This window comes from Microcella putealis (assembly GCF_004216575.1).
GTDB lineage: Bacteria > Actinomycetota > Actinomycetes > Actinomycetales > Microbacteriaceae > Microcella > Microcella putealis.
The window spans coordinates 999,957-1,021,771 of the sequence record NZ_SGWW01000001.1 but is presented as its reverse complement, the minus strand read 5'-3'; the positions used below and the strand labels follow the sequence as shown (position 1 = coordinate 1,021,771).

The window sequence follows — 21,815 nt, the reverse complement described above, 5'->3', positions numbered from 1 at the left end:
TAAGAGGCTTCTCGAAGGATCACACGGTGACCGCGTTTACGTCAGCAACGACGCCGGCGACCACCGAGCGTTACACCACTATGCGGGACTCCACTGCTGCTGCGGCACGGCCAAGAGCTGCTCAGTGACCGGCAGAAGGCGAAGCTCACCGCATGCCTGGCCGTGGGCGACCCGCACGCCGAAGTCGAAGTCGCCTGGCTCTGCTACCAGCAGCTGCGCTCGGCCTACCATCAAGAGCGTCTCACTGACGGGCGCGTCGTCGCGGCGCGCGTGTTGGAGAGCTTTCACACCTGCCCGATTCCCGAGATCGCCCGACTCGGCCGAACGCTGCGGGCGTGGCGACAGCAGTTCTTGGCCTACTTCGATACCGGCGGGGTGAGCAACGGCGGCACCGAGGCGATCAACCTGATCATCGAAAAGACCCGAAGGTCGGCGCACGGGTTCCGCAACTTCGACAACTACCGGCTGCGGATCCTGCTCGCCGCCGGCGGCCACAAGCCCTGGCGAACAGCCCCTACCCCCGCTTCATGACGAAGAGCCCCTTTCGGCGCCGCTCGGGATCGCATTTGTCAGAACATGGAGCCGAGGTCGGAACCGAGGGAAGGATAGGTGGCTGTCACGGACTTCAGCTGTCGGGTGGTGAGTCCGAGCTTGATGGCGAGGCCAAACGTGTTGATCACTTCTGAATAGCCTGGGCCGAGTAGGTGCGCCCCGAGAATCAAGTCGGTCGCTGGATCTACGATCACCTTCGTGGCGGCGGTAGTCTCACCGATTCGGTAATTGCTGTACCAGCCGCTGGTGTCGTGGTAGCGCACAGAAATCTCTCGACCATCGCGTGCAGCTTCTTGTTCGAGCATCCCGACCCGGTTTAGTTCTGGAATCGTAAACACCGTCGAGGGCACGCCGGCGTAGTCGGGCACGGTCTCGATGCCTTTGAGCATGTTGGATGCGGCGACCTTACCTTCGAAGACGGCCACCGGCGTCAGGCGTTCGCCCGGGGTGCCCGCCGCGTCACCTGCTGCATAGACGTACGGATTGCTACGGCTCTGCAAGTGCCCGAAGACGTCAATGCCCTGTGGCCCGTGCGCGATATCGGCTGCCTCCAGATCGAGGCCGTCGAAGTTGGGTACGCGGCCCGCTCCGTGCACCACAAGGTCGGCGTCGATGTTGGATGTCGCGCGGTCCCGCTCGATTGCAACGTGAAAGCCCGTGGAGGTGTGCGTGACTGCGCTCACGGAGGTGCTGTGGTGCACTCGTATTCCAGCCTGTTCGCTGCGGCGCACAAGCAGATCTACGAGGTCCGGGTCGAATGCGCGCAGCGGCTTTGTGCCGTGGTCGATGATCACGCACTCCACGCCAGCGCGCGCTGCGACGTGTGCCAACTCGAAGGAAACAAACCCGCCGCCGACGAACACGATTCTTCTGGGCAGCGCTTCGAGGTTCAGGAATTCGGTGCTGTCGACCAGAAGCTCCTGGCCGGAGAACTCGAGCGGCCGAGGGCGGGCTCCGGTGGCGATGAGAAATCGTGCTGCGGAATGCTGTTCGCCGTTGATGTCGACGTGATGGCGGCTGACGAATCGGGCATCGCCGTGGAACGAGGACACACCGTTCCGTTTCAGCGTGGACTCCATGGCGCCTGGAATATCGTCGGTGAAGCCGTGCTTGTGCCGCATGAGGGCGGGCCAATCGAGTGTGAGGCCACTCTGGTTAATGCCTTTGCCGTGCATGAGGCGTGCATCGTCGATGATTTCGGCGCCTCGGCGGAGAATCTTCTTGGGGTCGCAGCCGCGAAGAGCGCAGGTGCCTCCGTAGGGAAGGGTGTCGACGATGCCGACCTTCCAGCCTTGAGACGCGCAGCGGTTGGCCGCAGTGATCCCTGCCATCCCGGCACCGATGACGAACAGGTCGTACTCCGCGTTCACAGTGCGACTCCATCGTGCTGTGCGGTGATCGCCATGCGCAGTTGTTCCAGAGTGGGGGCGCCAGCGCGACCTGCGGGTGTGCTGTACACACGGCAGGCCAGGCCGACGGGTGCCGACGAGTCGGCGAACGGGTCCACGCCGTCGACGAGAATGCTGGGCGAGCCGCGGAAGCCGAGCTTCTCCGCGTCATCGAACGTATCGACCAGTCGGTGAAGAACGGTGATGTCGGGGCGTTCGGAGGCGATCGTCGCCAAGCGCTCGGCGGCGATCGACCAATTCGGGCAACCAGTGAAGTACTGCAGCGTGATCTCCATTCTCGGAGAATAAACCTTGTAGCGCGATGCAAGGTCAAGTGGTGAAATGGAGCCCATGAAGATCGGCGACCTGTCCAACGTCAGCGGTGTTCCCTCACAGACAATCCGTTTCTATGAGCGACGAGGACTTCTCTCGCCCTCTGCGCGTGAAGGAAATGGCTATCGCCGCTATGACCACGCGGCGGTATCGCGACTGAACTTCATTCGATCCGCGCAATCGGCGGGTCTCACCCTTGCTGAGATCGCCAGTGTGATCAACATCCGCGACGCGGGCGAAGCGCCCTGCGCTCATGTCTCAACTCTGCTCGAGGAAAAGCTCGATGAGGTGCAGCGGCGGCAACGTGAGCTTGCTGTCTTGGAAGCTGAATTGAATCAATTGATCGCCGCGGGTCGAGACCTCGACCCGACCGACTGCGAACCGGGGGGCGTCTGCAGCGTCATCGTCTCGACGGGAGGCTGACCCTTTAGGAGACGCTTCCTGAATCACCCTCTCGCCTTTGAGCGGCCGCCAGCCTGATCCTGACGCCGCGGCTTCGCAGCCCCTTCAAGATCGTGTGATTGTCGAAGCCTAACTGCTTGCCGATCACGGCACTCGACTGGCCACTTTCGTAGAGTTCGACGGCGATCGCTATCTGGCCCTCGGTCATCCTTCGTGACGCGTCGATTCCGCGATCGCTCAGGATTCGGGCCACGGTAGTCCGAGAAAGTCCGAACTCGGCGGCGACGGTTCGAACGCTGCGCACCGCGAGGTAACGTTTCGCGACAGCTTCTGCTTCGTCAGCCCTCAGTTGGCGGGCTCGCCGACGAGTTCCGGTTGTCGAACTTTCCTGGTTGCGGGGGCTCGAGCGGAAGATCAGGTCTTGAGGTGCGACGATCCCGGGTGCGGGGTTCGAGTAAACCTGTATCAGGTGCACCAGTCGCTGCGCGTGGGCACCCTTATCGCCGTGTGGCTACTCGAGCAGCTTGCCGTCTTGCGTCACGTTCTCCATGAGCGCGGCAATCTCGCCGGGTACCGGCGGAATCGGCTCGTGCTCGATCGTGCCGTCGGCCGACCACACGAGGTTCACCTGCAGTGCCGGATCCGTGTCGGGGTAGTCGCTGCGGTTGTGGGCTCCCCGGCTCTCGCGTCGCTCGAGCGCGCAGTCAAGGGTCGCGCGGGCGGCGAGAAGCGACGCGCGCAGGTCGAAGGCGTGGGCGAGGCCCGAGAAGCCGGCGAGATCGGGGTGCACCCCCACTCGGGTTTGACGGTCCTCCAGCTCGTCGAGTTGGCGCAGACCCTCGAGCAGCCCCGCTTCGTCGCGCACCACACCGCCGTGGTCGGTCATTGTGTTGCGCAGATCGCGCTGCAGAGCCCGCACGTTCTCCGTGCCGTCCGACATGAGGAGTTCGGTCACCTCGTTGTCGGCGGCCTCGATCGCCTCGCGCGAGCGGTGCTGGTGCACGATGCCAGCGCTGTAGTTTGCGGCCGCCTCGCCGACGATGCGGCCGTATACGAGCAGCTCGACGAGTGAGTTGCCGCCGAGACGGTTGGCACCGTGCAGGCCGCTCGATGCTTCGCCGATCGCGTACAAGCCCTGCACGTCGGTCGAGTGGTCGTCGGAGTTCACCCACACGCCGCCCATCGAGTAGTGGGCGGTCGGTGCAATCTCGATCGGCGTCGTCGTCACGTCGAGCACCTGCAGTTCGAGCAAGGTCTGGTAGACGCGGGGCAGGCGCGTCATGATCGTTTCGCGCGGTAGGTGCGAGATGTCAAGCAGGACGCCACCCTTCTCGGTGCCGCGGCCCTCCTTGATTTCGGTGTACGCGGCCAGGGCGACACGGTCGCGCGTCGACAACTCCATGCGCTCGGGGTCGTACCTCTCCATGAAGCGCTCTCCGAGAGCGTTCAGCAGGTGTCCGCCCTCCCCGCGAGCGGCCTCGCTGACGAGCGTTCCGGCGGCGTTCTCGGGCTCGAGGATGCCGCTCGGGTGGAACTGCACGAGTTCGGCGTCACGCAGACGGCCGCCCGCATCGACGGCCAGCTTGAATGAGTCGCCGGTGTTCTCGTCGCGGCGGCTCGAGGTGCGTCGCCAGATGCGGTTGTGACCGCCGGCCGCGATGATGACCGCGTCGGCGATGATCGTCACCCGGGTGCCGTCGCGCAGGTCGAAACCGTAGGCGCCGAACACCACGTTGTCGCTGACGAGAATGCGCGTGATGTAGACCGAGTCGAGTATCGGCACCTGCAGTTCGGTCGCGCGCGAGACGAGGGTGCGCTGAATCTCGAGCCCCGTGTAGTCACCGGCAAAGGCTGTGCGGCGGTACTTGTGTGCGCCGAAGTAGCGCTGGCTGATGCGCCCATCTGCTTCGCGCGCGAAGGGCATGCCCCACCGTTCGAGGTCTTCGATGCCGCGGTGGGCATACTTCGTGACGGTCTCGACCGTGTGGGGGTTGGCGAGCATGTAGCTCTCGGTGATCGTGTCGGCGGCGTGCTGCTGCCAACTGTCGTCCTCATCCATCGTCGAGAGCGCAGCGTTGATGCCACCTGCGGCCAGAGCCGTGTGGGCGTCGTTCTTCGGCCGCTTGCCGACGGCGAGCACGTCGACCCCGCGTTCCGACAGTTCGATCGCCGCACGCAGGCCCGATCCGCCCGTCCCGATGACGAGAACAGACGTGTAAATTCGACGGTCAGACCTGGTTCGAGGAGTCATAGGAGAACGCTATGTCTGAGCGCTGGGCAGGCCCTCGCCGGGGCCTGAGCGGCGCCTTGGGCGGGGCTGGTAAGTGCCAGTGGGTTTGGTAACGGCCCGGTCTACCGCGGCGTCGCGATCGATTCGCGGGTGACGACCGGCATGGGGACGAGCAGCTCGCCCGTGTCGCCCGGCGAGAGCAGCGCGTCCACAGCGCGCCGGCCCATGTCTTCGTGGGGGAGCGCGATGGTGGTGAGGCCGGGGCGCAGGTAGGCGGCGAGCTCGTCGTTGTCGAACGAGACGATCGAGACGTCGTCGGGCACGCGCATCCCGGATGCGGGAACGCGCCAGCGCGCGACGCGCGTGCGCTCCGAAGGGGCGCCGCACTTCGCCGCGCCGGGGCCGTGGCTGCGCTGGGGCATGGGGTTCCAGCTCGACTCGGAGGCCCGTCGCTATCTGACCCCGACCTCGCTCGGGCACGACGGCGCCGGCGGCCAGGTGGCCTTTCCCGACCCCGACCACCGCGTGGGTTTCGCGTTCCTGACAAACGAGATGGAGGCGGGTGACGACCGCGCGACCCGCGTCGTGGATGCGCTTCGCGAGGTGCTCGTCGCGCGCTGAGGTGGCTCGTGCCGCCGGGCTGCGACGCGCGGCGGCTGAGCCGGCGCATAGGCGGCAGCCAGAAACGGCACAGTGTCGCGCGGCAGGATGGACGACATGAAGTTCACGCGATTGCTCAGCGCAGCCCAGCAGGCCCTGAAGTCGGAGAAGGGCCAGCAGGCCGCGCGCTCCGCCCTCGACAAGGCCGCCGGCGCCGGCCGCCAGTTCGGCCAGGGCAAACACGCGTCGGCCGTCGACAAGCTGCACCGCGCGGCCAGCGACTTCATCGACAAGCAGAACCCCAACGGCGGCCGCGCCCCGGGTGACGGCCGCGGGCCGGTCGACCCGCCCCGCTGAGTCGCGGGCTGAGCGCCGCTCGTGCCGGTTTTCGCCGTCGCTGGGGCGCGCAGGCACGTAGGTCGAGGGGTGAGTTGCCCCTTGTGGTGATCGCGCCGGGGTTTGCTTCGCCACAAGAGGCAACTGAGTTGCGCCACGGCGACGGCTCGGTGCCGTGGCGCACACTGGAGGGGTGAGCGAGCGGGCAGGCGGCAACGGCGGCAGTGATGCCGTGGGCGACGCGAACGACGAGCGCGACGGCAGCGGGAGCGACGTGAGTCACGCGCGCGCGGCGCTTGAGCGGCGTCGCACCGAGGTGGCGGCGCGGGTTGACAGTCTGCGGCGCGAACTGGATGCGGTGCAGCGGCTGCGCTCCGAGAACTCCGACGATGACGAGCACGACCCCGAGGGGGCGACGACCTCGCAGCTGTGGTCGCAGTCGGTCGGCATTCTCGAGGCCGCGCAGCGCGAACTCGACGACCTCGACACGGCGATCCGGCGTCTGGAGGCCGGCACGTACGGGGTGTGTCAGCGCTGCGGCCAAGCGATCGCTCCCGCTCGGCTTGAGGCGCGACCCGACGCCACGCTGTGCATCGACTGCGCCCGGATCGCGGCGCGCTGATGTGGGCCGCGGGGCCGCTACGCGCGCGCAGCCGTGTGCTCGGCGAGGCGCGCCAGCCCCTCGTCGAGCGTGACCGTCGGCGCCCAGTCGAGCGCCTCGCGCGTCTCGCGCTGGTCGAACCAGTGCGCGGTCGACAGCTGCTCGGCGAGGAAACGCGTCATGGGTGGCTCGTCGGTTCCGGGGCGCACGGCCCAGACCCGCTCGATGAGCGAGCCGGCGGCGCGGGCGATGCCGGCGGGCAGGCTCCACGCGGGCGGGCGTACGCCCGAGGCGGTGCAGATCCCGGCGAGCAGTTCGCCGACGGGACGCGGCTCGCCGTTCGTCAGCACGAAGGCACGGCCGTGGGCCACGTCGGCGCGGCGGAGGGCCGCCACGATGCCGGAGGCCGCGTTGTCGATGTAGGTGGTGTCGATGAGCGCCCGGCCCCCGTCGAGCAGCGGCAGGCGGCCGCGCCGCGCGCGGTCGACGATGCGCGCCACCAGCTGCGGGTCGCCCGGCCCCCACACGAGGTGCGGGCGGATCGCGACGACGCGCATGGCGTCCGAGTCGCGGGCGAGGGCCAGCAATTCCGATTCCGCTTTCGTGCGCGCGTACTCGCCCCGCGCATCCGCCGGCGATGCGGGCTCGGCACCGACGCCCGCGAGCGCCGCGCCCGCGTGCGCGACCGACGGCGACGAGATCTGCACAAAGCGCGCCACCCCGGCGGCCTCGGCCGCGTCGAGCACGATGCGGGTGCCCTCGACGTTGACGCGCGAAAACTCGGCCGGGTCGCCCGCGAGCGACACCTTCGCCGCCAGGTGGATGACGCCCTCGGCGCCGTCGAATGCCTCGCGAACGAGCGCATCGTCGGTCACGGAGCCCAGGAAATCGCGCGCTCCGTCGACGCCCGAGGGTCGCCGCTGCAGCGTGCGCACCTCGTGCCCGTCGGCCACGAGCGTCGCGGCGACGGCGCCGCCCAGATAGCCGGATGCTCCGGTCACCGTCACAATCACGGTCGCTCCATGCGCCCACCGGCGAGCGTCGCCTCAGCCCAGGCAGACAGGCGCTGGCGGTCGATCTTCGAGTTGTGGCGAATGTCGGTCGGCAGCTCGGGAACGACGAGCACGGCGACGAGCGGCAGGCTCGACAGCGCGCGCAGCTCGGCCGCGAGATCGGCGTCGGCGAGCCCCGGCTTGCTCGCGGCGGGCACCGTCTCAACCACAGCGACCGCCTGCCGCAGGCCCTCGGGGCCGACGCCGACGACCGCTGCGCGGCGCACGCGCGGGCTCTGCTCGAGCTGCTGCTCGGTGCCGACCGGAGCGACGGGGCCGTCGGCGGTCGTGAGCACGTGCGGAAGGCGACCTTCGATCCAGAGGCGACCCTGCGTATCCAGGTGACCGACGTCGCCCGTGCGGTGCCAGCGACCGCCGTCACCGGGGGTGTCGGCGGTCGCGGCGCGGTCAGTCAGCCACAGCCGGTCGTACGACGACTTGAGGTGCCGGGCCGAGATGACGACCTCGCCCAGCACACCGGGCGCGCTGCCCGGCTCGCCGACCGGACGTCCCGACGCGTCGAGGGCGCTGATCAGCACGCGGTTGTCGCCGATCGGGGCGCCGACGCAGACGCCGCGGTCGGGGGCGTCGGCTGCCGCACGGATGCCGTCGAGCGTGATGTCGGTGACGAGCAGGCACTCGGTCATGCCGTACGGCGTGTGCGGTTCGGCGTTCGGCATAAGGGCCGCCGTTGCCGCGAGCAGCGGCTCGCCGACGGGCGCACCGGTCGAGAGGAACGTGCCGACGCCCTCGAGCGCTGCCCGGTCGTTGGCGGTCAGCTCGCCCGCTGTCGCGACCACGTTGAGGATCGCGGCGGGGGAGAGGAACACCATGCGCGCATCCGCCTCGCGCACGGCGGCGGCCACCGCGCGGGCGGTGAGGGTGCGGGGTGCCGAGACATCCATGTCGGGGGTCGCCGAGCGCGTGCCGAGCGCGGGGCCGAGCAGCGCGAACGGTGCGAATCCCGTCACCAGGCCGGTGTCGGCGGTGATGCCGAAGTGCGCGGCGAGCACGTCGCGGACGGCCGACAGCTGACGGTGCGTGTAGCGCACGCCCTTCGCCGGGCCCGTCGAGCCCGACGTGAAGAGAATCGCCGCGAGGTCGTGCGGTGACGGCTCGGCGGGCAGCGCGGCGTCAGCTCCGCGGGCGGCGATGCCGGCGAGGCTGTCCGAGACGCCGAGCGCCCGGCGGCTCGCCCACGGCAGCGTCGCCGTCGAGATGCGCAGGCCCGGCCAGCCGAGCGCCTTCGCCGCGGCGAGGCCCTTCACCTCGCCGATGATGACGTCGGGCCACGCGCCGCGCACCGCGCGCGAAAGGCCCTTCACGCCGAGGCCCGCATCGGCGACGACCACGACCGCCCCGATGCGCAGGCACGCGTAGATGACGGCGGTGAGCGTCGGCCCGGGCGGCACCAGCACCGACACCCGCTGGCCGCGGCGCACGCCGATGCTCGCGAGCCCCGCGGCGATGCGGCGCACGCGGTCATTCAGGCGCCGCCAGCTGACGTGGCGCACGGAGCCATCGCGCGTCGCCATGTCGATGATCGCGTCGGCGTCGTCGTCGCGGCGCGCGTCGAGGGCGGCCCACAGCGGCGCGTACGGGGCGTCGTCGATCGCGGGATGCGCATCCGCCGCCATCGCGGAGGCGGGCGCCCCGGGGGCCACGCGGTCGGCGAGCCAGGTGAGCACCGCATCCGCGTACGGCCGGTCTTCGGCGATGAGGTGGCTCGCGCCCTCGAAGCGGTGCACCTCGGCGTGCGGCAGCCGGTCGACGAGATCGTCGAGGTAGCGGTCGCCGAAGATCGGGTCGTCGGGGCCCCACAAGAGCAGCGCGGGCACGGTGAGCATCGACACGCCCGCGGCGATGCGCCGCAGCTCGCGGTAGCTCACATCACGCTCGTCGACGGGGATGTCGGCGACGAAGGCGCCAATGCCCGCACGGTCGGCGGCCGAGCGGTAGGGCTCGCGGTAGGCGTTCTTCACCTCGACGCTGAGCGCGGGGCGGGCGAGCGAAAGGGTCGTCTCGAGGAAGGCGGGCGTCGACACGGTCGAGGTGGCGAGCACGCCGCGCGCGGTGGCGAGGCGCAGCGGAGCCGGAATCGGCACGCCGAGCGGGTGGTGCACGGCGGTGTTGAGTGAGGCGATGCCCGCCAGCAGTTCGGGGTGGTCGACGGCCCAGCCGAGGGCGACGACGCCGCCCCAGTCGTGGCCGAGCGTGACCACGGGGCCGCTCAGTCCGAGAGTGTCGGTGAGCTCGCCAAGGTCGCGCACGCGCTGCTCGAGCCGGCGCGCGGCGCCCGTTCGGGCCGAGAATCCCATGTTCAGCTGGTCAACCGCGATGACGCGCCACGCGGGCGCACCCGCCTCAGCGGCCGCGAGCGACGCCGCGACGATGCGCCGCCAGAGATACGACCACGTGGGGTTGCCGTGCACCGCGAGAACGGTGCCGACCGGCGTCACGCCCAGCCGATCGAGCTCGGCCTCGGTGTCGAGCAGGTGCCAGTCGTGAGTCTCGCCGGTGAGTGAGTCGGTCACGCCGAGTGTGCGGCTCCAGCGGGGGTCGAGCTCGGCGAGGTCCGCGAGCCCGGCGGGAAGGGGCGAGTCGGCGCCGCTCACCACGCGATTTCCAGCATCGCCGTGTTCAGGCCCGAGCCCACGCCGACGAGTAGCACGCGGTCGCCGCGGATCAGCGAGTCTTTCTCCTCGACGAGCGTGATCGGCACCGAGGCGGGCCCGACGTTGCCGTAGTTCGGGAACGTCGTGGGCACCCGCGAGCGGTCGAGCCCGACCGCCTTCACGAGCGACGACGTGTGAATCGACGACACCTGGTGCGTGATGTAGCGGGTCATCGACGACCAGTTCCACTCGGTCGACGCGTCCTTCCACGCCGAGACGACGAGGTCGAGACCGCCCTTCAGCAGCGCCTTGGCGTCGGTGAACATGCCGTCGACGCTGCCGACGCACAGCTGGTGGAACTGGGTCGCGGCGCGCGTCACGCCGCCCAGAATGCGGTGACCGTTCGGATGCTCGTCAGCGCGCCCGAGGACGGCCGCCGCCGACCCCGACCCCAGCGTCAGGGTCGCGAACTCTTGCATGAAGTCGTCGCGGCTGCCGTCGGAGGCAAGCAGGCGGTCGATGGTGTTCACCTGAATGTCGTCGGCGTTTTCGCCCGCGACCACGATGGCGTGACGAATTTGGCCCGACTCGATCATGGTGGCGGCGAGCGAAAGACCATTGATGAAGCCCAAGCAGGCGTTGGCGACATCGAAGTTGATGGCCGAACTGGGCAGGCCGAGCCCATGGTGCAGCGCGACGGCGACGGACGGCTCGAGGTTCATGCGCGTGACCGAGGTGTTGATGAGCAGCCCCACGTCGTCGGGGTGAACCCCGGCCTCCGCGAGTGCCTTCGTGCCCGCGCTAATGGTGGCCGCGTCGACCGTTTCGCCCTCACCCCAGTTGCGGCGCTCGTTGACGCCCGCAACGCGGCGGAGCAATCCGCTGCGCAGCTTCAGGCGATCGAGCGACGGCGCCAGGCGCGCTTCGATGTCGTCGGAGGTCGTCACGCGACTCGGCAGCACGCTGGCTACTGAGAGCAGTGCGACGTTCTCGAATCGAACGGTGGCGTTTCCGGCCACTGGGCCCCCTCTGGAGATCGGTGTGCCGCCCCTTGCGGGAGCACGTTTTAGCCTAACCGTGCCTCGCATGGCGGCGGTGGCATATGGCGGATGCTGACCGCCTACGGGAACCGCGAGCTCACCACAATGTGCAGCAGCGGCACCGCGGCGGCGATCATGAGCACCGTGCCGAGCGGGTCACCCGACGAGCGCAACACGGCGCCTGCGATCAGCAGCCCGATGACCAGCAGGCCCGACGTTGCTCGCCCGATCGACCGCTCGAGCGAGCGGATGCGCCGATCGGTCTCGGGTACCCGCAGGGCGAGGTCGCCCCGCTCGGCCTTCGCCGCGAGTTGGTCAATGCGTCGCGGCAGGCGCGCGATCGTCGCCGCATAGCCGACGGCCTGCTGCCCGAGCTCGACGACCCCGTCGATGCCGCCCGAGCGCCCTGCCTGCACAAGGGTCTTCGCGAACGGGTCAACCGCATCCCAAATATTGAAGTCTTGGTTGAGCGCGCTCGTGACGCCCGACAGCAGCGAGACCGTGCGAATCAAGAGCAGGAAGCTCTCGGGCAGCTGGAACGGCAGCGTGCGCACCGTCTCGCTGAACCGGCGAGCGAACTGCTCGAGCTCGCGCGGGTCGACCTGCGTGAGTTCAGCGACGCCCATACCGCCGAAGCGATCAAACAGCGCCGTCATCGCCCGCTCGAGTTCGTCGATGTCGGCCGTCGGCAGCAGCACTCCCAGGCGCTGCATGGCCTGCACGAGGCCGGGCCCGTCACGGCCGACGGCGGCGAGGATGAACGAGCGCAGCCCCGCGCGCAGGCCCGGCGTGATCTCGCCCATCATGCCGAAGTCGATATAGGTGATGGTCCAGTCGTCGGCCCCGCCGGTGGGGCCGGGGGTGACGAAGATGTTGCCCGGGTGCGGGTCGGCGTGGAAGAACCCAGCGATGAAGAGCTGCTGGAAGGTGACGCGCGCGAGTTCGCCGGCCACGGCATCCGGATCGATTCCGGCCTCGCGGAGGGCGGCGACGTCGGTGATCTTGATCGCCGAAACGTCTTGCAGGGTGAGGGTGCGGCGGGCTGAACGCTCCCAGATGATGGCGGGCGTGCGCATGCGCGGGTCGTCGGCGAAGTCGGCGGCGAAGCGCTCGGCGTACGCGGCCTCGTTGAGGTAGTCGATCTCTTCCAGGCTCGTCGTGGCGAACTCTTCGACGAGGGCGGGCGCATCGGTGCGGTTCGCCACGAGTTTCACGCGCGACAGGATGCGGCCGACGCGGCGCAGCGCCGCCAGGTCGACCTCGACGATCTCTTCAATGCCGGGGCGCAGCACCTTGACGACGACGTCGTCGATGCCCAGCTCGGCGGCGAGGCCGGGGGAGAGGCGGGCGCGGTGGGCCTGGCCAAGCGAGGCCGCCGCGATCGGCGTCTCATCGAACGACGCGAAGGCGACCGAGAGCGGCATCCCGAGCTCGCGCTCGACCTGCGCGACGATGCGGTCGAGCGGCTCGGGGGCGACCTCGTCTTGCAGACCCTCGAGCTCTTGAGTGATCTCGCGGGGCAGCACGTCGAGCCGCGATGACAGGAACTGTCCCGCCTTAATCATGAGGCCGCCGAGATCGGCGGCGAGCCGGTGAAAGCGACGCGCGGCCTTCTGTAACCGGCGAATGCGGCCACGCGCGGCGAGTGCGCCCAGGCCGAAGCGCGGCAGCACGAGCTCGAACCACCACGCCTGCACGAGCACGCGCGTCGCGAAGCGCATGATGCGGCGGTAGCGAGCCTTCAGGGCACGCTGTTGATCGGGAGTCGGCGCGGGCCTCGCGGAGGCGGGCGCCGACGGCTCGGGCACGGGCTAGTCCTCGGCGAGGATCGCGTACAGGCGTTTGCGCGTCTCGTCGAGCAGCTCGGCGGCCCGCTTCTTCTGGTCGGCCGTGCCCACCTGCGCCACCTGCGCGGCCGCCTGGGCGAGCTTCGCACCCGACTTTGGCACGAGCACGTCGTGCTCGCTCATGCGCGGAAAGTTCGGGGCCTTCCAGCCGTCGCGGCCCGAACGCGCGTGATCGTGGCCCACGTGCTCGTGGTCGTGTGCGGCGTGCTCGGCCGCCGCCGCCTCGGCGGCGATGCGCCCCGCCTCGGTCAGGGCGTACACCTTCTTGTCGTCGCGCTGCTCGGACGCAACGAGCCCCTCGTCGACGAGCAGCTGCAGCAGCGGGTACACGGCACCGGGCTTCGGGCGCCAGTGGCCCTCCGACTCGGCGGCGATGGCCTCAATCACTTCGGCGCCCGTGCGGGCGTGGTCGAGCAGGGCGATCATGACCGCCGACCGCACGTCGTGGTGACCGTGGTGGCCGTGATCGCCACCCTTTCCGCCGTAGCGCGGCGTGAACGCGTCGCGCAGGCCCTCGACGGCCTCGCGGAGGTCGAACATCGGGGACGAGGACGAGCTGCTGCGCATGGGGTTCCCTTCCGAACAGGCGGATGCGCGACGCACGATCGCGCGCGTCTTACGGTACGTCTGATCGCTGGGCGCCAGCCCGACGCGACGCGAGTGCGCGCTGGGTGCGGTGGCGCGCATCCTGCTGGCATCATGAGGGGGAGCATCGCGGTACCCCGCGCTGCCGCAGCACGCCGCCGGCCAGAAGCCAGCGCGCACGACCCCGCGAGGACAACGATGACCCTGCACGCCCTGCCCGATTTCACCCACGAACGCGTGACGACGGCGGTTGGCCGTCGCAGCGGACTCACGATGGCGGTGGCGCTGCACTCGTCAGCGCTCGGCCCCGGCCTCGGCGGCTGCCGCATGTGGCGCTACGCCCACTGGAGCGACGGTCTCGGCGACGTGCTGCGCCTCTCTGCCGCAATGACGCTCAAGAACGCCCTCGCCGACATCGGTTACGGCGGCGGCAAGGCCGTCATCGCCCTCGGCCCCGACGACGAGCTCGACGCTGAGCGCCGCACGGCCGCCCTGCGCGATCTCGGCGACCTCGTCGAGCAGTTTGACGGCGCCTACATCACGGCCGAAGACGTCGGCACGACCGAATACGACATGCTCGTCGTGCGCGAGCGCACCGAGCACGTGGTCGGGTTGCCGCCCGAGGAGGGCGGCGAGGGTGAGCCGGCCGACGGCACGGCGCACGGCGTCTACGTCTCGATCGAGCGCACGCTGGCCGAGCTCGACGGCTCGGCTGCGCTCGCTGGTCGCCGCATCGTGATCTCGGGCCTCGGCCAGGTGGGCGGTCGCCTCGCGCGTCGCCTCGCGGCTGCTGGCGCTTCACTCGCCGTCACCGACATCGTCGCGTCGCGCCGGGCGCTCGCCGACGAGCTCGGCGCCGACTGGATCGAGGTGGATGCTGCGCTCACCACGCCCGCGGACGTCTTCGTGCCAGCCGGCCTCGGCGGCGTGCTCACGGATGCGACGATCGACGCGCTGCCAGTGCGCGCAGTCGTCGGCCCCGCCAACAACCCGCTCGCCGAACGCTCGGGCGCGGCGCGCCTCGCGGCGCGCGGCATCGTCTACGCCCCCGACTTTCTGGTGAACGCAGGCGGCGTGATTCACCTTGCGCTCGCCGGCCGCGGGGCGCCCGTCGACGAGATCGAGCGCCGACTCGACGGCATCGGCGACACGCTCGACGAGGTGTACCGCATCGCGCGCACCGACGGCATCACCCCGCTCGATGCGGCGGAGGCCCTCGCCATGGACCGCGTGCGCGGGGGTCGCGTCAGCGTCTAGCCGGCGAGTACGGCCAGTGCCATGCCGGGGCACTCGGTGCGGGTCAGTGCATCGAGCTCTGCCCCGCGCACGGTGTCGCCCGTCTCGCGGTGCGGGCTCGTCGACAGAAGCACCCGCCCCACTCCGTTGACGATCGAAATGTCGGCGCCGTGCGGGGCGAGCTTCGGAGTGAGGTCGCGCTCGACCTGGTCGATCAACAGGTCGAGTCCGGCCACGCCCACGAACTCGTCGTCGAGAAAAACGGGCGACGCGATGGTGATCGTGTATTCGTCGCTGCATAGGTAGTCGACGTAGGGCCCAGCGACGTGGGCCTCGCCCGTCTGGTGCGGCACGCGGTACCACTCGAGTTCGGAGTAGTCGATCGCCTCCTTATTGACCGACTGCGCGGCGAGCACGAGCTTGCCGCGGTCGGCGCCCTGCCACCACGCGAGGTGGCTGCGGGCGTCGGAGAGCGAGTCGAGGGCGGCAATGAAACCCGAGCCGTACACGGGGAGGGCGAGCGCGTCGAAGGTGCGCAGCGCGTATGGGGCGACCAGTGCATCCAGGACATCGGTCGTGACGGGGCCGCGCGCCCGGGCGGCGGCGAGCTCGGTGGCGAAGCGCGCCTTCCAGCCCTCGAGCTCGTCGATCGCCTGGCCGAAGTAGTCGGCCACGATCACGGCGGGGGTCTCGACATGGGTCGTCGTCATCGAACGGTCCTCCTCGACGGTTCGAACGCGCGGGGCGCGGATGGGGTGGCCTTCATTGTGCCTCCAAGCGGGCCCGGTAGTCGACCAGCCACGAGACATCGTGCGCGACGGCGTCGGCGACCAGGTGACCCGCGGTGTCGGCGTCGGCGGCGGTCACCGCGTCGAGGATCGCGTCAAGCGCGTCGAGCCGGCGCTGCTGCTCGGCCGGCTCGCGGTCGACGAGGGCGAAGAAGGGTGACAGCTCGGCCTGCAGACGCATCTGCTCGCGGGTGAGGCGCGCGCTCTGGCTGAGCGCGGCGAGTTCGATGACGGCGTCGTCGACGATGCGGCGCCACGAGCGAAGGTCACCCCCGTGCGCCCGGTGGATGCGCGCGCGAATGAGTTCGACCTCGCTCGGGTCGGCGCGGCGCGCGGCCAACTCGACGCACGCACGCGTGATCGCAAGGTAGTGGGTCGCGGCATCGCGCAGGGTGACGCGCGTGGTGGTGCGCAGCGCCGCCTGGGTGAACGCGGTCGGGTCGGCGCTGTCGGCCACGAAGCTTCCGCCCCCGCGACCGCGCCGGGTGACGACGAGTCCGCGGGTGCGCAGGGCGAGCAGGCCCTCCCGCACGGTGGCCGGCGCAACGCCGAATGCCTGGGCGAGGTCGTGCTCTGAGGGCAGGCGTTCGCCCGCGTGCAGCACGCCGCCCGTGATCGCTTCCGAGATGCGGCGTTCGACGAGGGCGGCACGGCCCTCATCGCCGATGGGCTGGAAGACGGCGCTCAAGAGCCGGGCGGGTCGGCCGGCGCGATGACTGGTGCGGCCGGTGGACATGGCCTCATTGTGGCGCACGTCGGCTATGGGCGGCGTGTGCCCTGGCCCGGCGATCGTGCTCATCTCGTTACTCCGTCGTCACGAGTTTGAAATATAAGTTATGAAACTATAGCTTTAGCGTTCAACACCTCGACCCAACGACGCTCGAAGGAGTTTTCCGACCATGCCCGGTACGGACACCACGGCCGAAACGACCGCCCCCGACGCTCCTTCCCACGAGACCGCCGGCGTCGAACTGCGCGGCGTAACCAAGCGATTTGGCGACACCGTCGCTGTGCGCGAGCTCGATCTCACGGTCGCCCCTGGCGAATTCTTTTCGATGCTCGGCCCCTCGGGCTCCGGCAAGACCACGGTGCTGCGCATGATCGCCGGCTTCGAAGACGTCACGAGCGGCAGCATCCTGCTCGACGGGCAGGACGTGACAGCGGCAGCGCCATTCGATCGCACCGTCAACACGGTGTTCCAGGACTACGCGCTCTTCCCGCACATGACGATCGCCGAAAACGTCGCCTACGGCCTCAAGGTGCGCAAGACCGCCAAAGACGAGATCGCGCGCCGGGTGGGCGAGTCGCTGGAGCAGGTGCGCCTGTCGCACGTCGCCGACCGGCTGCCCCACCAGCTGTCGGGCGGACAGCGGCAGCGCATCGCGCTCGCCCGCGCCCTGATCCTGCGCCCCCGCGTGCTGCTGCTCGATGAGCCGCTCGGAGCCCTCGACAAGCAGCTGCGCGAGCAGATGCAGATCGAGCTCAAGCAGATTCAGCGCGAGGTCGGCATCACCTTCGTGTTCGTCACCCACGACCAGGAAGAGGCGCTCACCCTGAGCGACCGCATCGCGGTCTTCAACGAGGGCCGGGTCGAGCAGGTCGGCACCCCGCGCGAGGTCTACGAATACCCGCAGACCGCCTTCGTCGCGAGCTTCCTCGGCGTCTCGAACCTGATCCCGGCTGAACTCGCGCGTGAGCTGGCCGGCGCCGACGGCGCCATCAGCGTGCGCCCCGAGCGCGTGCGACTCGCGGCGGTCGACAGCACCCGCGCCCCCGACGAGACCAGCGTGGTCGGCACCATCACCGAAACGGTCTACACCGGCCCCGCCACGCGCTACATCGTCACCACCGAGTTCGGGCTCACGATCATCGCCGAACGCCACAACGACCACGCGCCGAACGACACCGCGCCTTACCGCCGCGGCGACACCGTCCGCGTGTATTGGCACCGCGAGCACGCCGCGCTCGTTCCCTGACCCGCTGACCGGATGCGCGCATCCGGCCATCGCCCCACCGTTCCACCCGCCGACACCCCGGCACCAACCCACAGTGAACACAAGGAGAAGCAATGAAGAAGCAATTGCTCGTCCCCGCCTTCGCGTCAGCAGCGTTGCTGGTGCTCGCGGGCTGTAGCAGCGACGGACAGTCCGGCGACGGCCTGTTCATCGACGTTCCCGACATCCCGATGGCGGAAGAGCTCGGCGCGGCCGAAGACGCCTCGCTCGACATCGTCGCGTGGTCGGGCTTCGTGGAGCCCGAATGGTCTGACCAGTTCACCGAAGACACCGGATGCGTCGTCAACCGCCGCGTCGCCGGTACCAGCGACGAGATGGTCACCCTCATGCGCACCGGCGAGTACGACCTCGTCTCGGCGTCGGGCGACGCGAGCCTTCGTCTCATTGCCGGTGGCGACGTGGCCCCGATCAACCTCGACCTGATCCCGAACTTCGGCGACGACATCGTCGAAGGCATGAAGGGTCAGATCTACGACACGATCAACGGCCAGAGCTACGGCGTTCCGATCGGTCGCGGCGCGAACATCCTGCAGTACAACAGCGAGGTCGTCACCGAGACGCCCGAGAGCTGGGATGTGGTGTGGGAGGCCGACAGCCCCTACGCCGGCCAGATCATCGCCTATGACGCCCCGATCTACATCGCCGACGCGGCGGTCTACCTGATGACCCACGAGCCCGACCTCGGCATCACGAACCCCTATGCGCTCGACGAGACGCAGCTCGCCGCAGCTGTCGAACTGCTGCAGCAGCAGAACGAGATCGTCGCCGAGTACTGGGCCGACCCGGTCGCGCAGATCACGTCGTTCGTCGGCGGCACCACCGTCGTCGGCACCTCGTGGGAGGTTCTGCGCAAGTTCACCGAGGACACCGAGAAGTTCGGTGGCACGTTGCCCGTCGAGGGCTCGACCGGCTGGTCGGACGCCTGGATGCTCTCGTCCGAGGCCGACGCCCCCAACTGCGCGTACCTCTGGATGGACTACACCAGCTCGCCCGAGGTGAACGGTGCCATCGCGATGAACTTCGGTATGGCCCCGGCCAACGCCGCGTTCTGCGAGACGAGCGACGAGGCCGCACAGCACTGTGAGGACTTCAACGCCACGGACGAGGAGTACTTCTCGAACGTCTGGTTCTGGACCACTCCGATTGAGCAGTGTGTCGACGGCCGTACCGACGTCACCTGCACCAACTTCCAGCAGTGGACCGAGGCCTGGCTGACCGTCAAGGGTTGATCCACTCGCGCGGGTGGGGCATCACGCCCCGCCCGCGCACCCCCGCTTCGCATCACCCCGCCCACCCCTCTCGATGACGACCAGGGAGAGATCGTGACGACCACCGCACAGAATCGCGCCGAGCGCACCGCCACCGCGGTGCCGCTGCACCGGCCGATCTCGACCGCGCTGCACAAGCGGCCGCGCGTGCGCCTCGGCGCGCTGCTGGCGCTGCCACTGACGTGGCTCGTCGGCCTCTATATCTTTTCGCTCGCGCTGCTACTGATCACCGCGTTCTGGCTCGTCGACCCCTTCACCTCGCTCGTTCGCCCCGGGTTCACGCTCGACAACTTCGCGCTGCTGTTCTCGAACCCCGCCTACATCTCAACCTCGCTGCGCACGCTCGGCATCGCGCTCGCGGTGACGGCGCTGAGCGCCGCCTTCGCGATTCCGCTCGGCATCTTCATGGCGAAGATCGCCTCGCCATGGATGCGCGCGGTGCTCGCCGTCGCGATCACGCTTCCGCTGTGGGCTGGCTACCTCGTGAAGATCGTTGCGATGCGCATCACCTTCACCGAGGAGGGATTCTTCAACACTGTCGCGGGCGCGTTCGGACTCTCGGGCCCCGGTTTCGGCATTCCGACGGTGATCATCACGCTGACCTATCTGTGGTTCCCGTACATGGCGCTGCCGGTCTACACGGCGATCCGCCAAATCCCCGTCAACCTCTTCGACGCCTCGGCGGACCTCGGCGCGAGCGGCTGGACCACGATCCGCACGGTCGTCATGCCGCTGCTAACGCCCGCCCTCATCGCCGGCAGCGTGTTCACCTTCTCACTGAGCCTCGGCGACTACCTCGCCGCGCGCTTCGTCGGCGGGGCCAACAGTCAGATGATTGGCTCGATCATCGCCTCGAACATCAACCTGAACCCGCCGGTCGCCGCCGCCTTCTCGGTCGTGCCGATCGCATTCGTCGTCATCTACCTCCTGGTCACCCGTCGCACGGGCGCCCTCGAGCGGATGTAGGGGGAGACACCATGCTGCGTCTTGGCCGCTCGTCGAAGATCGTGCTCGGCGTCATCGTCGGCATCGTCCTCGTGTTCATGTACGTGCCGCTCGCGCTCGTCGTGCTGAACGCCTTCAACAGCTCGCGCATCGCGTCGTTCCCCGTGACCGAGTTCTCTCTGCGCTGGTGGGAGGTCGCGGCCGTGTCCGAGCCGATCCGCGCGGCCGTGCTCAACTCGGTCATCGTGGGGCTCGGCGCGACCGTGATCGCGCTGATCCTCGGCACCCTGTCGGCGTTCGCGCTCTCGCGCTTCCGCTTCTACGGCAAGCAGACCGTCAACCTGCTGATCGTGCTGCCCATCGCTCTGCCGGGTGTGGTCACGGGTGTCGCGTTCTCGAACACGTTCAATTCGATCCTCGAGCCGGCGGGCATCCAAATCGGATATTTCGGCATGATCGTCGCGCACGCCACCTTCTGCATCGTCATGGTCTTCAATAACGTCTTCGCGCGCCTGCGCCGCATGAACCCGAACCTGCAGGAGGCGTCGATGGACCTCGGCGCCGGCATCGGGCAGACCTTCCGGCTCGTGACCTTCCCGCAGTTCCGCACGGCATTCGCCGCCGGCGGCCTGCTCGCCTTCGCGCTCAGCTTCGACGAGGTCGTCGTGACGATCTTTACGGCGCCCCCCGGCGTCGACACCCTGCCGCTGTGGATTCTCAACACCATGGCGCGGCCCAACGAGGGCAACCTCGTCAACGTCGTCGCGACCGTGCTGATTCTGCTGTCGCTGATTCCGGTCTATATCTCGCAGCGCCTGTCGCGCGCAGAAGAAGACGAATAATTCGGATGCTGCGCTAGCGTCGCGCGGCCAGTGCGGCCGCTAGCGCGCTCGCCGATGCGACCGAGCTGCTGATGCGCCAGTCGGCCTCCTTCTGGTAGTCGAACCAGACGACGGCGCTGACGTCGGGCTGCGCATCGAGGTAGGCGATGAGGCGCGTGTTCCAGTCGGCCTTCGAGCCACCCTGCTCAGCTGACGCCGTCTCGGCGATGATGATCTCGGTGCCGGGGGCGATGGCGCGCAGTTCGGCGAGCCCCTGGCCGAAGAGCGTGTCGGGGCTCTGCCAGCTGCTCCACGACTGGCTGCTGCCCCAGTTGTAGCCGTCAAGGGCGACAACGTCGACGTAGGCGTCACCGGGGTAGAGCTGCGTCAGCGGTGTCGAGCCCGGGTACGGCACATTCGGGCTCCACACCCAGCGCACGTTGGTGGCGCCTTGGGCGGTCACGAGGGTGTGCACGTGCCGCCACGCCGCGGCGTAGTCACCCGGCTTGTTGTCGTTGACGCCGTCAGCCCACGGGTACCAATCGCCGTTCATTTCGTGGCCATAGCGCAGCAGAACGGGCTTGCCCCACGCCGCGAGGGCCTGGCCCCACTGACGAATCTGGGCATCGTGCGCCCCCGCGGTGATGCGCGACGAGCGGTACGCCGTTTGCGTCGCCCCGCCTCCCCACGCCCAGGGCTCCCAGGTGATGAGGGGAGTGGCGCCGCGTGCGTCAACCGCCGCGAGCTTCGCGGCGCTGAGCGGCTGACGGAAGTCTTCGTACCAGAGCTCGATGCTCGGCTGCTCGCCGACGGTCGCGGCGACCGCGGCGATCTCGCTGGCAACGAGCGGCCCCTGCGGGGTCGACACCCCGAAGCGCAGGGGCGCATCGACGGTCGGCTCGCTCGGCGTCGGCGTCGGCGTCGGCGTCGGTGTGGGTGACGGCGTTGCCGTTGGGGTGGGCGACGGGCTGGGCTTGGGTTTCCGTGCGGTCGGTGCCAGCAGGGCGGTTCGCCCGCTCGCAGCGGCAGATGCCGCAGCTCCGTCGAACGCTGACCCAGCGAGTCCTGTCGAGGGCAGAGCAATGGATGCGGTGCCCACGATCGCGACAATCGCGACCGTCGCGATCGTGGCTCGGCGTCGGGAAAGTGTCATGGTGCCCC

At 69.1% G+C, this 21,815-nt stretch carries 21 protein-coding genes and 1 pseudogene; 10 read left to right on the top strand and 12 right to left on the bottom strand.

Going from position 1 to position 21,815, the window contains the following annotated elements; genetic code table 11:
• Positions 1 to 48 precede the first annotated feature (48 nt).
• Positions 49 to 531: pseudogene (locus EV141_RS04955) on the top strand (ISL3 family transposase); the annotation flags it as partial.
• Between the two features lie 38 nt (positions 532 to 569).
• Here EV141_RS04955 and EV141_RS04950 read toward each other — a convergent pair.
• Both EV141_RS04950 and EV141_RS04945 read right to left on the bottom strand, forming a co-directional pair.
• Complete coding sequence (locus EV141_RS04950; protein WP_130484803.1) at positions 570 to 1,922, bottom strand: dihydrolipoyl dehydrogenase family protein; 1,353 nt, start codon at positions 1,920 to 1,922, stop codon at positions 570 to 572.
• On the bottom strand, positions 1,919 to 2,236 hold the full coding sequence (locus tag EV141_RS04945) for a thioredoxin family protein (RefSeq protein ID WP_130484802.1): 318 nt from the start codon (positions 2,234 to 2,236) through the stop codon (positions 1,919 to 1,921). The genes EV141_RS04950 and EV141_RS04945 overlap by 4 nt, the downstream gene beginning before the upstream one ends.
• A gap of 55 nt (positions 2,237 to 2,291) precedes the next feature.
• Here EV141_RS04945 and EV141_RS04940 point away from each other — a divergent pair, with 55 nt between their 5' ends.
• Positions 2,292 to 2,696, top strand: a complete 405-nt coding sequence (locus EV141_RS04940; RefSeq protein WP_130484801.1) for a heavy metal-responsive transcriptional regulator — start codon at positions 2,292 to 2,294, stop codon at positions 2,694 to 2,696.
• A gap of 490 nt (positions 2,697 to 3,186) precedes the next feature.
• On the opposite strand, the gene EV141_RS04935 is transcribed toward EV141_RS04940, so the two are convergent.
• Positions 3,187 to 4,926 carry an L-aspartate oxidase gene (locus tag EV141_RS04935; protein ID WP_130484800.1) on the bottom strand — a complete coding sequence of 580 codons (1,740 nt, stop codon included), beginning with the start codon at positions 4,924 to 4,926 and terminating at the stop codon, positions 3,187 to 3,189.
• Between the two features lie 101 nt (positions 4,927 to 5,027).
• Entirely contained in the window at positions 5,028 to 5,327 is a 300-nt protein-coding gene (locus tag EV141_RS04930) for a substrate-binding domain-containing protein (RefSeq protein ID WP_185740092.1), read from the bottom strand.
• Here EV141_RS04930 and EV141_RS12420 point away from each other — a divergent pair.
• The 3 genes from EV141_RS12420 to EV141_RS04915 all read left to right on the top strand — a co-directional run bounded on the left by EV141_RS12420 (position 5,269) and on the right by EV141_RS04915 (position 6,463).
• Positions 5,269 to 5,526 carry a serine hydrolase gene (locus tag EV141_RS12420; RefSeq protein ID WP_338418558.1) on the top strand — a complete coding sequence of 86 codons (258 nt, stop codon included), beginning with the start codon at positions 5,269 to 5,271 and terminating at the stop codon, positions 5,524 to 5,526. The two genes, EV141_RS04930 and EV141_RS12420, sit on opposite strands and share 59 nt — an antisense overlap.
• A 96-nt stretch (positions 5,527 to 5,622) precedes the next feature.
• Entirely contained in the window at positions 5,623 to 5,862 is a 240-nt protein-coding gene (locus tag EV141_RS04920; protein ID WP_130484798.1) for a hypothetical protein, read from the top strand.
• Positions 5,863 to 6,034: 172 nt separating this feature from the next.
• The gene (locus tag EV141_RS04915) at positions 6,035 to 6,463 is read left to right on the top strand and encodes a TraR/DksA family transcriptional regulator (RefSeq protein ID WP_198675497.1); all 429 of its coding nucleotides are present in this window, start codon (positions 6,035 to 6,037) and stop codon (positions 6,461 to 6,463) included.
• A 17-nt stretch (positions 6,464 to 6,480) separates the two neighbouring features.
• Here EV141_RS04915 and EV141_RS04910 read toward each other — a convergent pair whose 3' ends face one another.
• From EV141_RS04910 to EV141_RS04890, 5 genes are all read right to left on the bottom strand, one after another.
• Complete coding sequence (locus EV141_RS04910; protein ID WP_130484797.1) at positions 6,481 to 7,455, bottom strand: NAD-dependent epimerase/dehydratase family protein; 975 nt, start codon at positions 7,453 to 7,455, stop codon at positions 6,481 to 6,483.
• Positions 7,452 to 10,109, bottom strand: coding sequence for an alpha/beta fold hydrolase (locus EV141_RS04905; protein ID WP_130484796.1), 2,658 nt, complete (start codon positions 10,107 to 10,109; stop codon positions 7,452 to 7,454). Before EV141_RS04905 ends, EV141_RS04910 begins: the two co-directional genes overlap by 4 nt.
• Positions 10,106 to 11,128: a 3-oxoacyl-ACP synthase III gene (locus EV141_RS04900; protein ID WP_241969023.1), complete on the bottom strand. Its 1,023-nt coding sequence runs from the start codon at positions 11,126 to 11,128 to the stop codon at positions 10,106 to 10,108. Before EV141_RS04900 ends, EV141_RS04905 begins: the two co-directional genes overlap by 4 nt.
• Positions 11,129 to 11,229: 101 nt before the next feature.
• Complete coding sequence (locus EV141_RS04895; protein WP_130484884.1) at positions 11,230 to 12,870, bottom strand: ABC1 kinase family protein; 1,641 nt, start codon at positions 12,868 to 12,870, stop codon at positions 11,230 to 11,232.
• Between the two features lie 90 nt (positions 12,871 to 12,960).
• Complete coding sequence (locus EV141_RS04890) at positions 12,961 to 13,563, bottom strand: PadR family transcriptional regulator (protein ID WP_130484794.1); 603 nt, start codon at positions 13,561 to 13,563, stop codon at positions 12,961 to 12,963.
• A 216-nt stretch (positions 13,564 to 13,779) separates the two neighbouring features.
• On the opposite strand from EV141_RS04890, the gene EV141_RS04885 reads away from it, so the two are divergent.
• Entirely contained in the window at positions 13,780 to 14,838 is a 1,059-nt protein-coding gene (locus EV141_RS04885) for a Glu/Leu/Phe/Val dehydrogenase dimerization domain-containing protein (protein WP_130484793.1), read from the top strand.
• Here the strand turns inward: EV141_RS04885 and EV141_RS04880 are convergent.
• Together EV141_RS04880 and EV141_RS04875 are read right to left on the bottom strand one after the other, a co-directional pair.
• Positions 14,835 to 15,527: a cache domain-containing protein gene (locus EV141_RS04880; protein ID WP_130484792.1), complete on the bottom strand. Its 693-nt coding sequence runs from the start codon at positions 15,525 to 15,527 to the stop codon at positions 14,835 to 14,837. The two genes, EV141_RS04885 and EV141_RS04880, sit on opposite strands and share 4 nt — an antisense overlap.
• Positions 15,528 to 15,579: 52 nt before the next feature.
• The gene (locus tag EV141_RS04875) at positions 15,580 to 16,341 is read right to left on the bottom strand and encodes a FadR/GntR family transcriptional regulator (RefSeq protein WP_130484791.1); all 762 of its coding nucleotides are present in this window, start codon (positions 16,339 to 16,341) and stop codon (positions 15,580 to 15,582) included.
• A gap of 163 nt (positions 16,342 to 16,504) precedes the next feature.
• On the opposite strand from EV141_RS04875, the gene EV141_RS04870 reads away from it, so the two are divergent.
• The 4 genes from EV141_RS04870 (at position 16,505) to EV141_RS04855 (ending at position 20,675) form a co-directional block, all read left to right on the top strand.
• The gene (locus EV141_RS04870; RefSeq protein WP_130484790.1) at positions 16,505 to 17,581 is read left to right on the top strand and encodes an ABC transporter ATP-binding protein; all 1,077 of its coding nucleotides are present in this window, start codon (positions 16,505 to 16,507) and stop codon (positions 17,579 to 17,581) included.
• Positions 17,582 to 17,673: 92 nt separating this feature from the next.
• On the top strand, positions 17,674 to 18,849 hold the full coding sequence (locus EV141_RS04865; RefSeq protein ID WP_130484789.1) for an ABC transporter substrate-binding protein: 1,176 nt from the start codon (positions 17,674 to 17,676) through the stop codon (positions 18,847 to 18,849).
• A gap of 93 nt (positions 18,850 to 18,942) precedes the next feature.
• Positions 18,943 to 19,854, top strand: coding sequence for an ABC transporter permease (locus EV141_RS04860; protein ID WP_241969021.1), 912 nt, complete (start codon positions 18,943 to 18,945; stop codon positions 19,852 to 19,854).
• Between the two features lie 11 nt (positions 19,855 to 19,865).
• Positions 19,866 to 20,675 (top strand): ABC transporter permease, encoded by an 810-nt coding sequence (locus EV141_RS04855; RefSeq protein ID WP_130484788.1) that lies wholly within the window; start codon positions 19,866 to 19,868, stop codon positions 20,673 to 20,675.
• Positions 20,676 to 20,688: 13 nt separating this feature from the next.
• Here the strand turns inward: EV141_RS04855 and EV141_RS04850 are convergent, their stop codons facing one another.
• Complete coding sequence (locus tag EV141_RS04850; protein ID WP_130484787.1) at positions 20,689 to 21,807, bottom strand: glycoside hydrolase family 26 protein; 1,119 nt, start codon at positions 21,805 to 21,807, stop codon at positions 20,689 to 20,691.
• Positions 21,808 to 21,815: the final 8 nt, after the last annotated feature.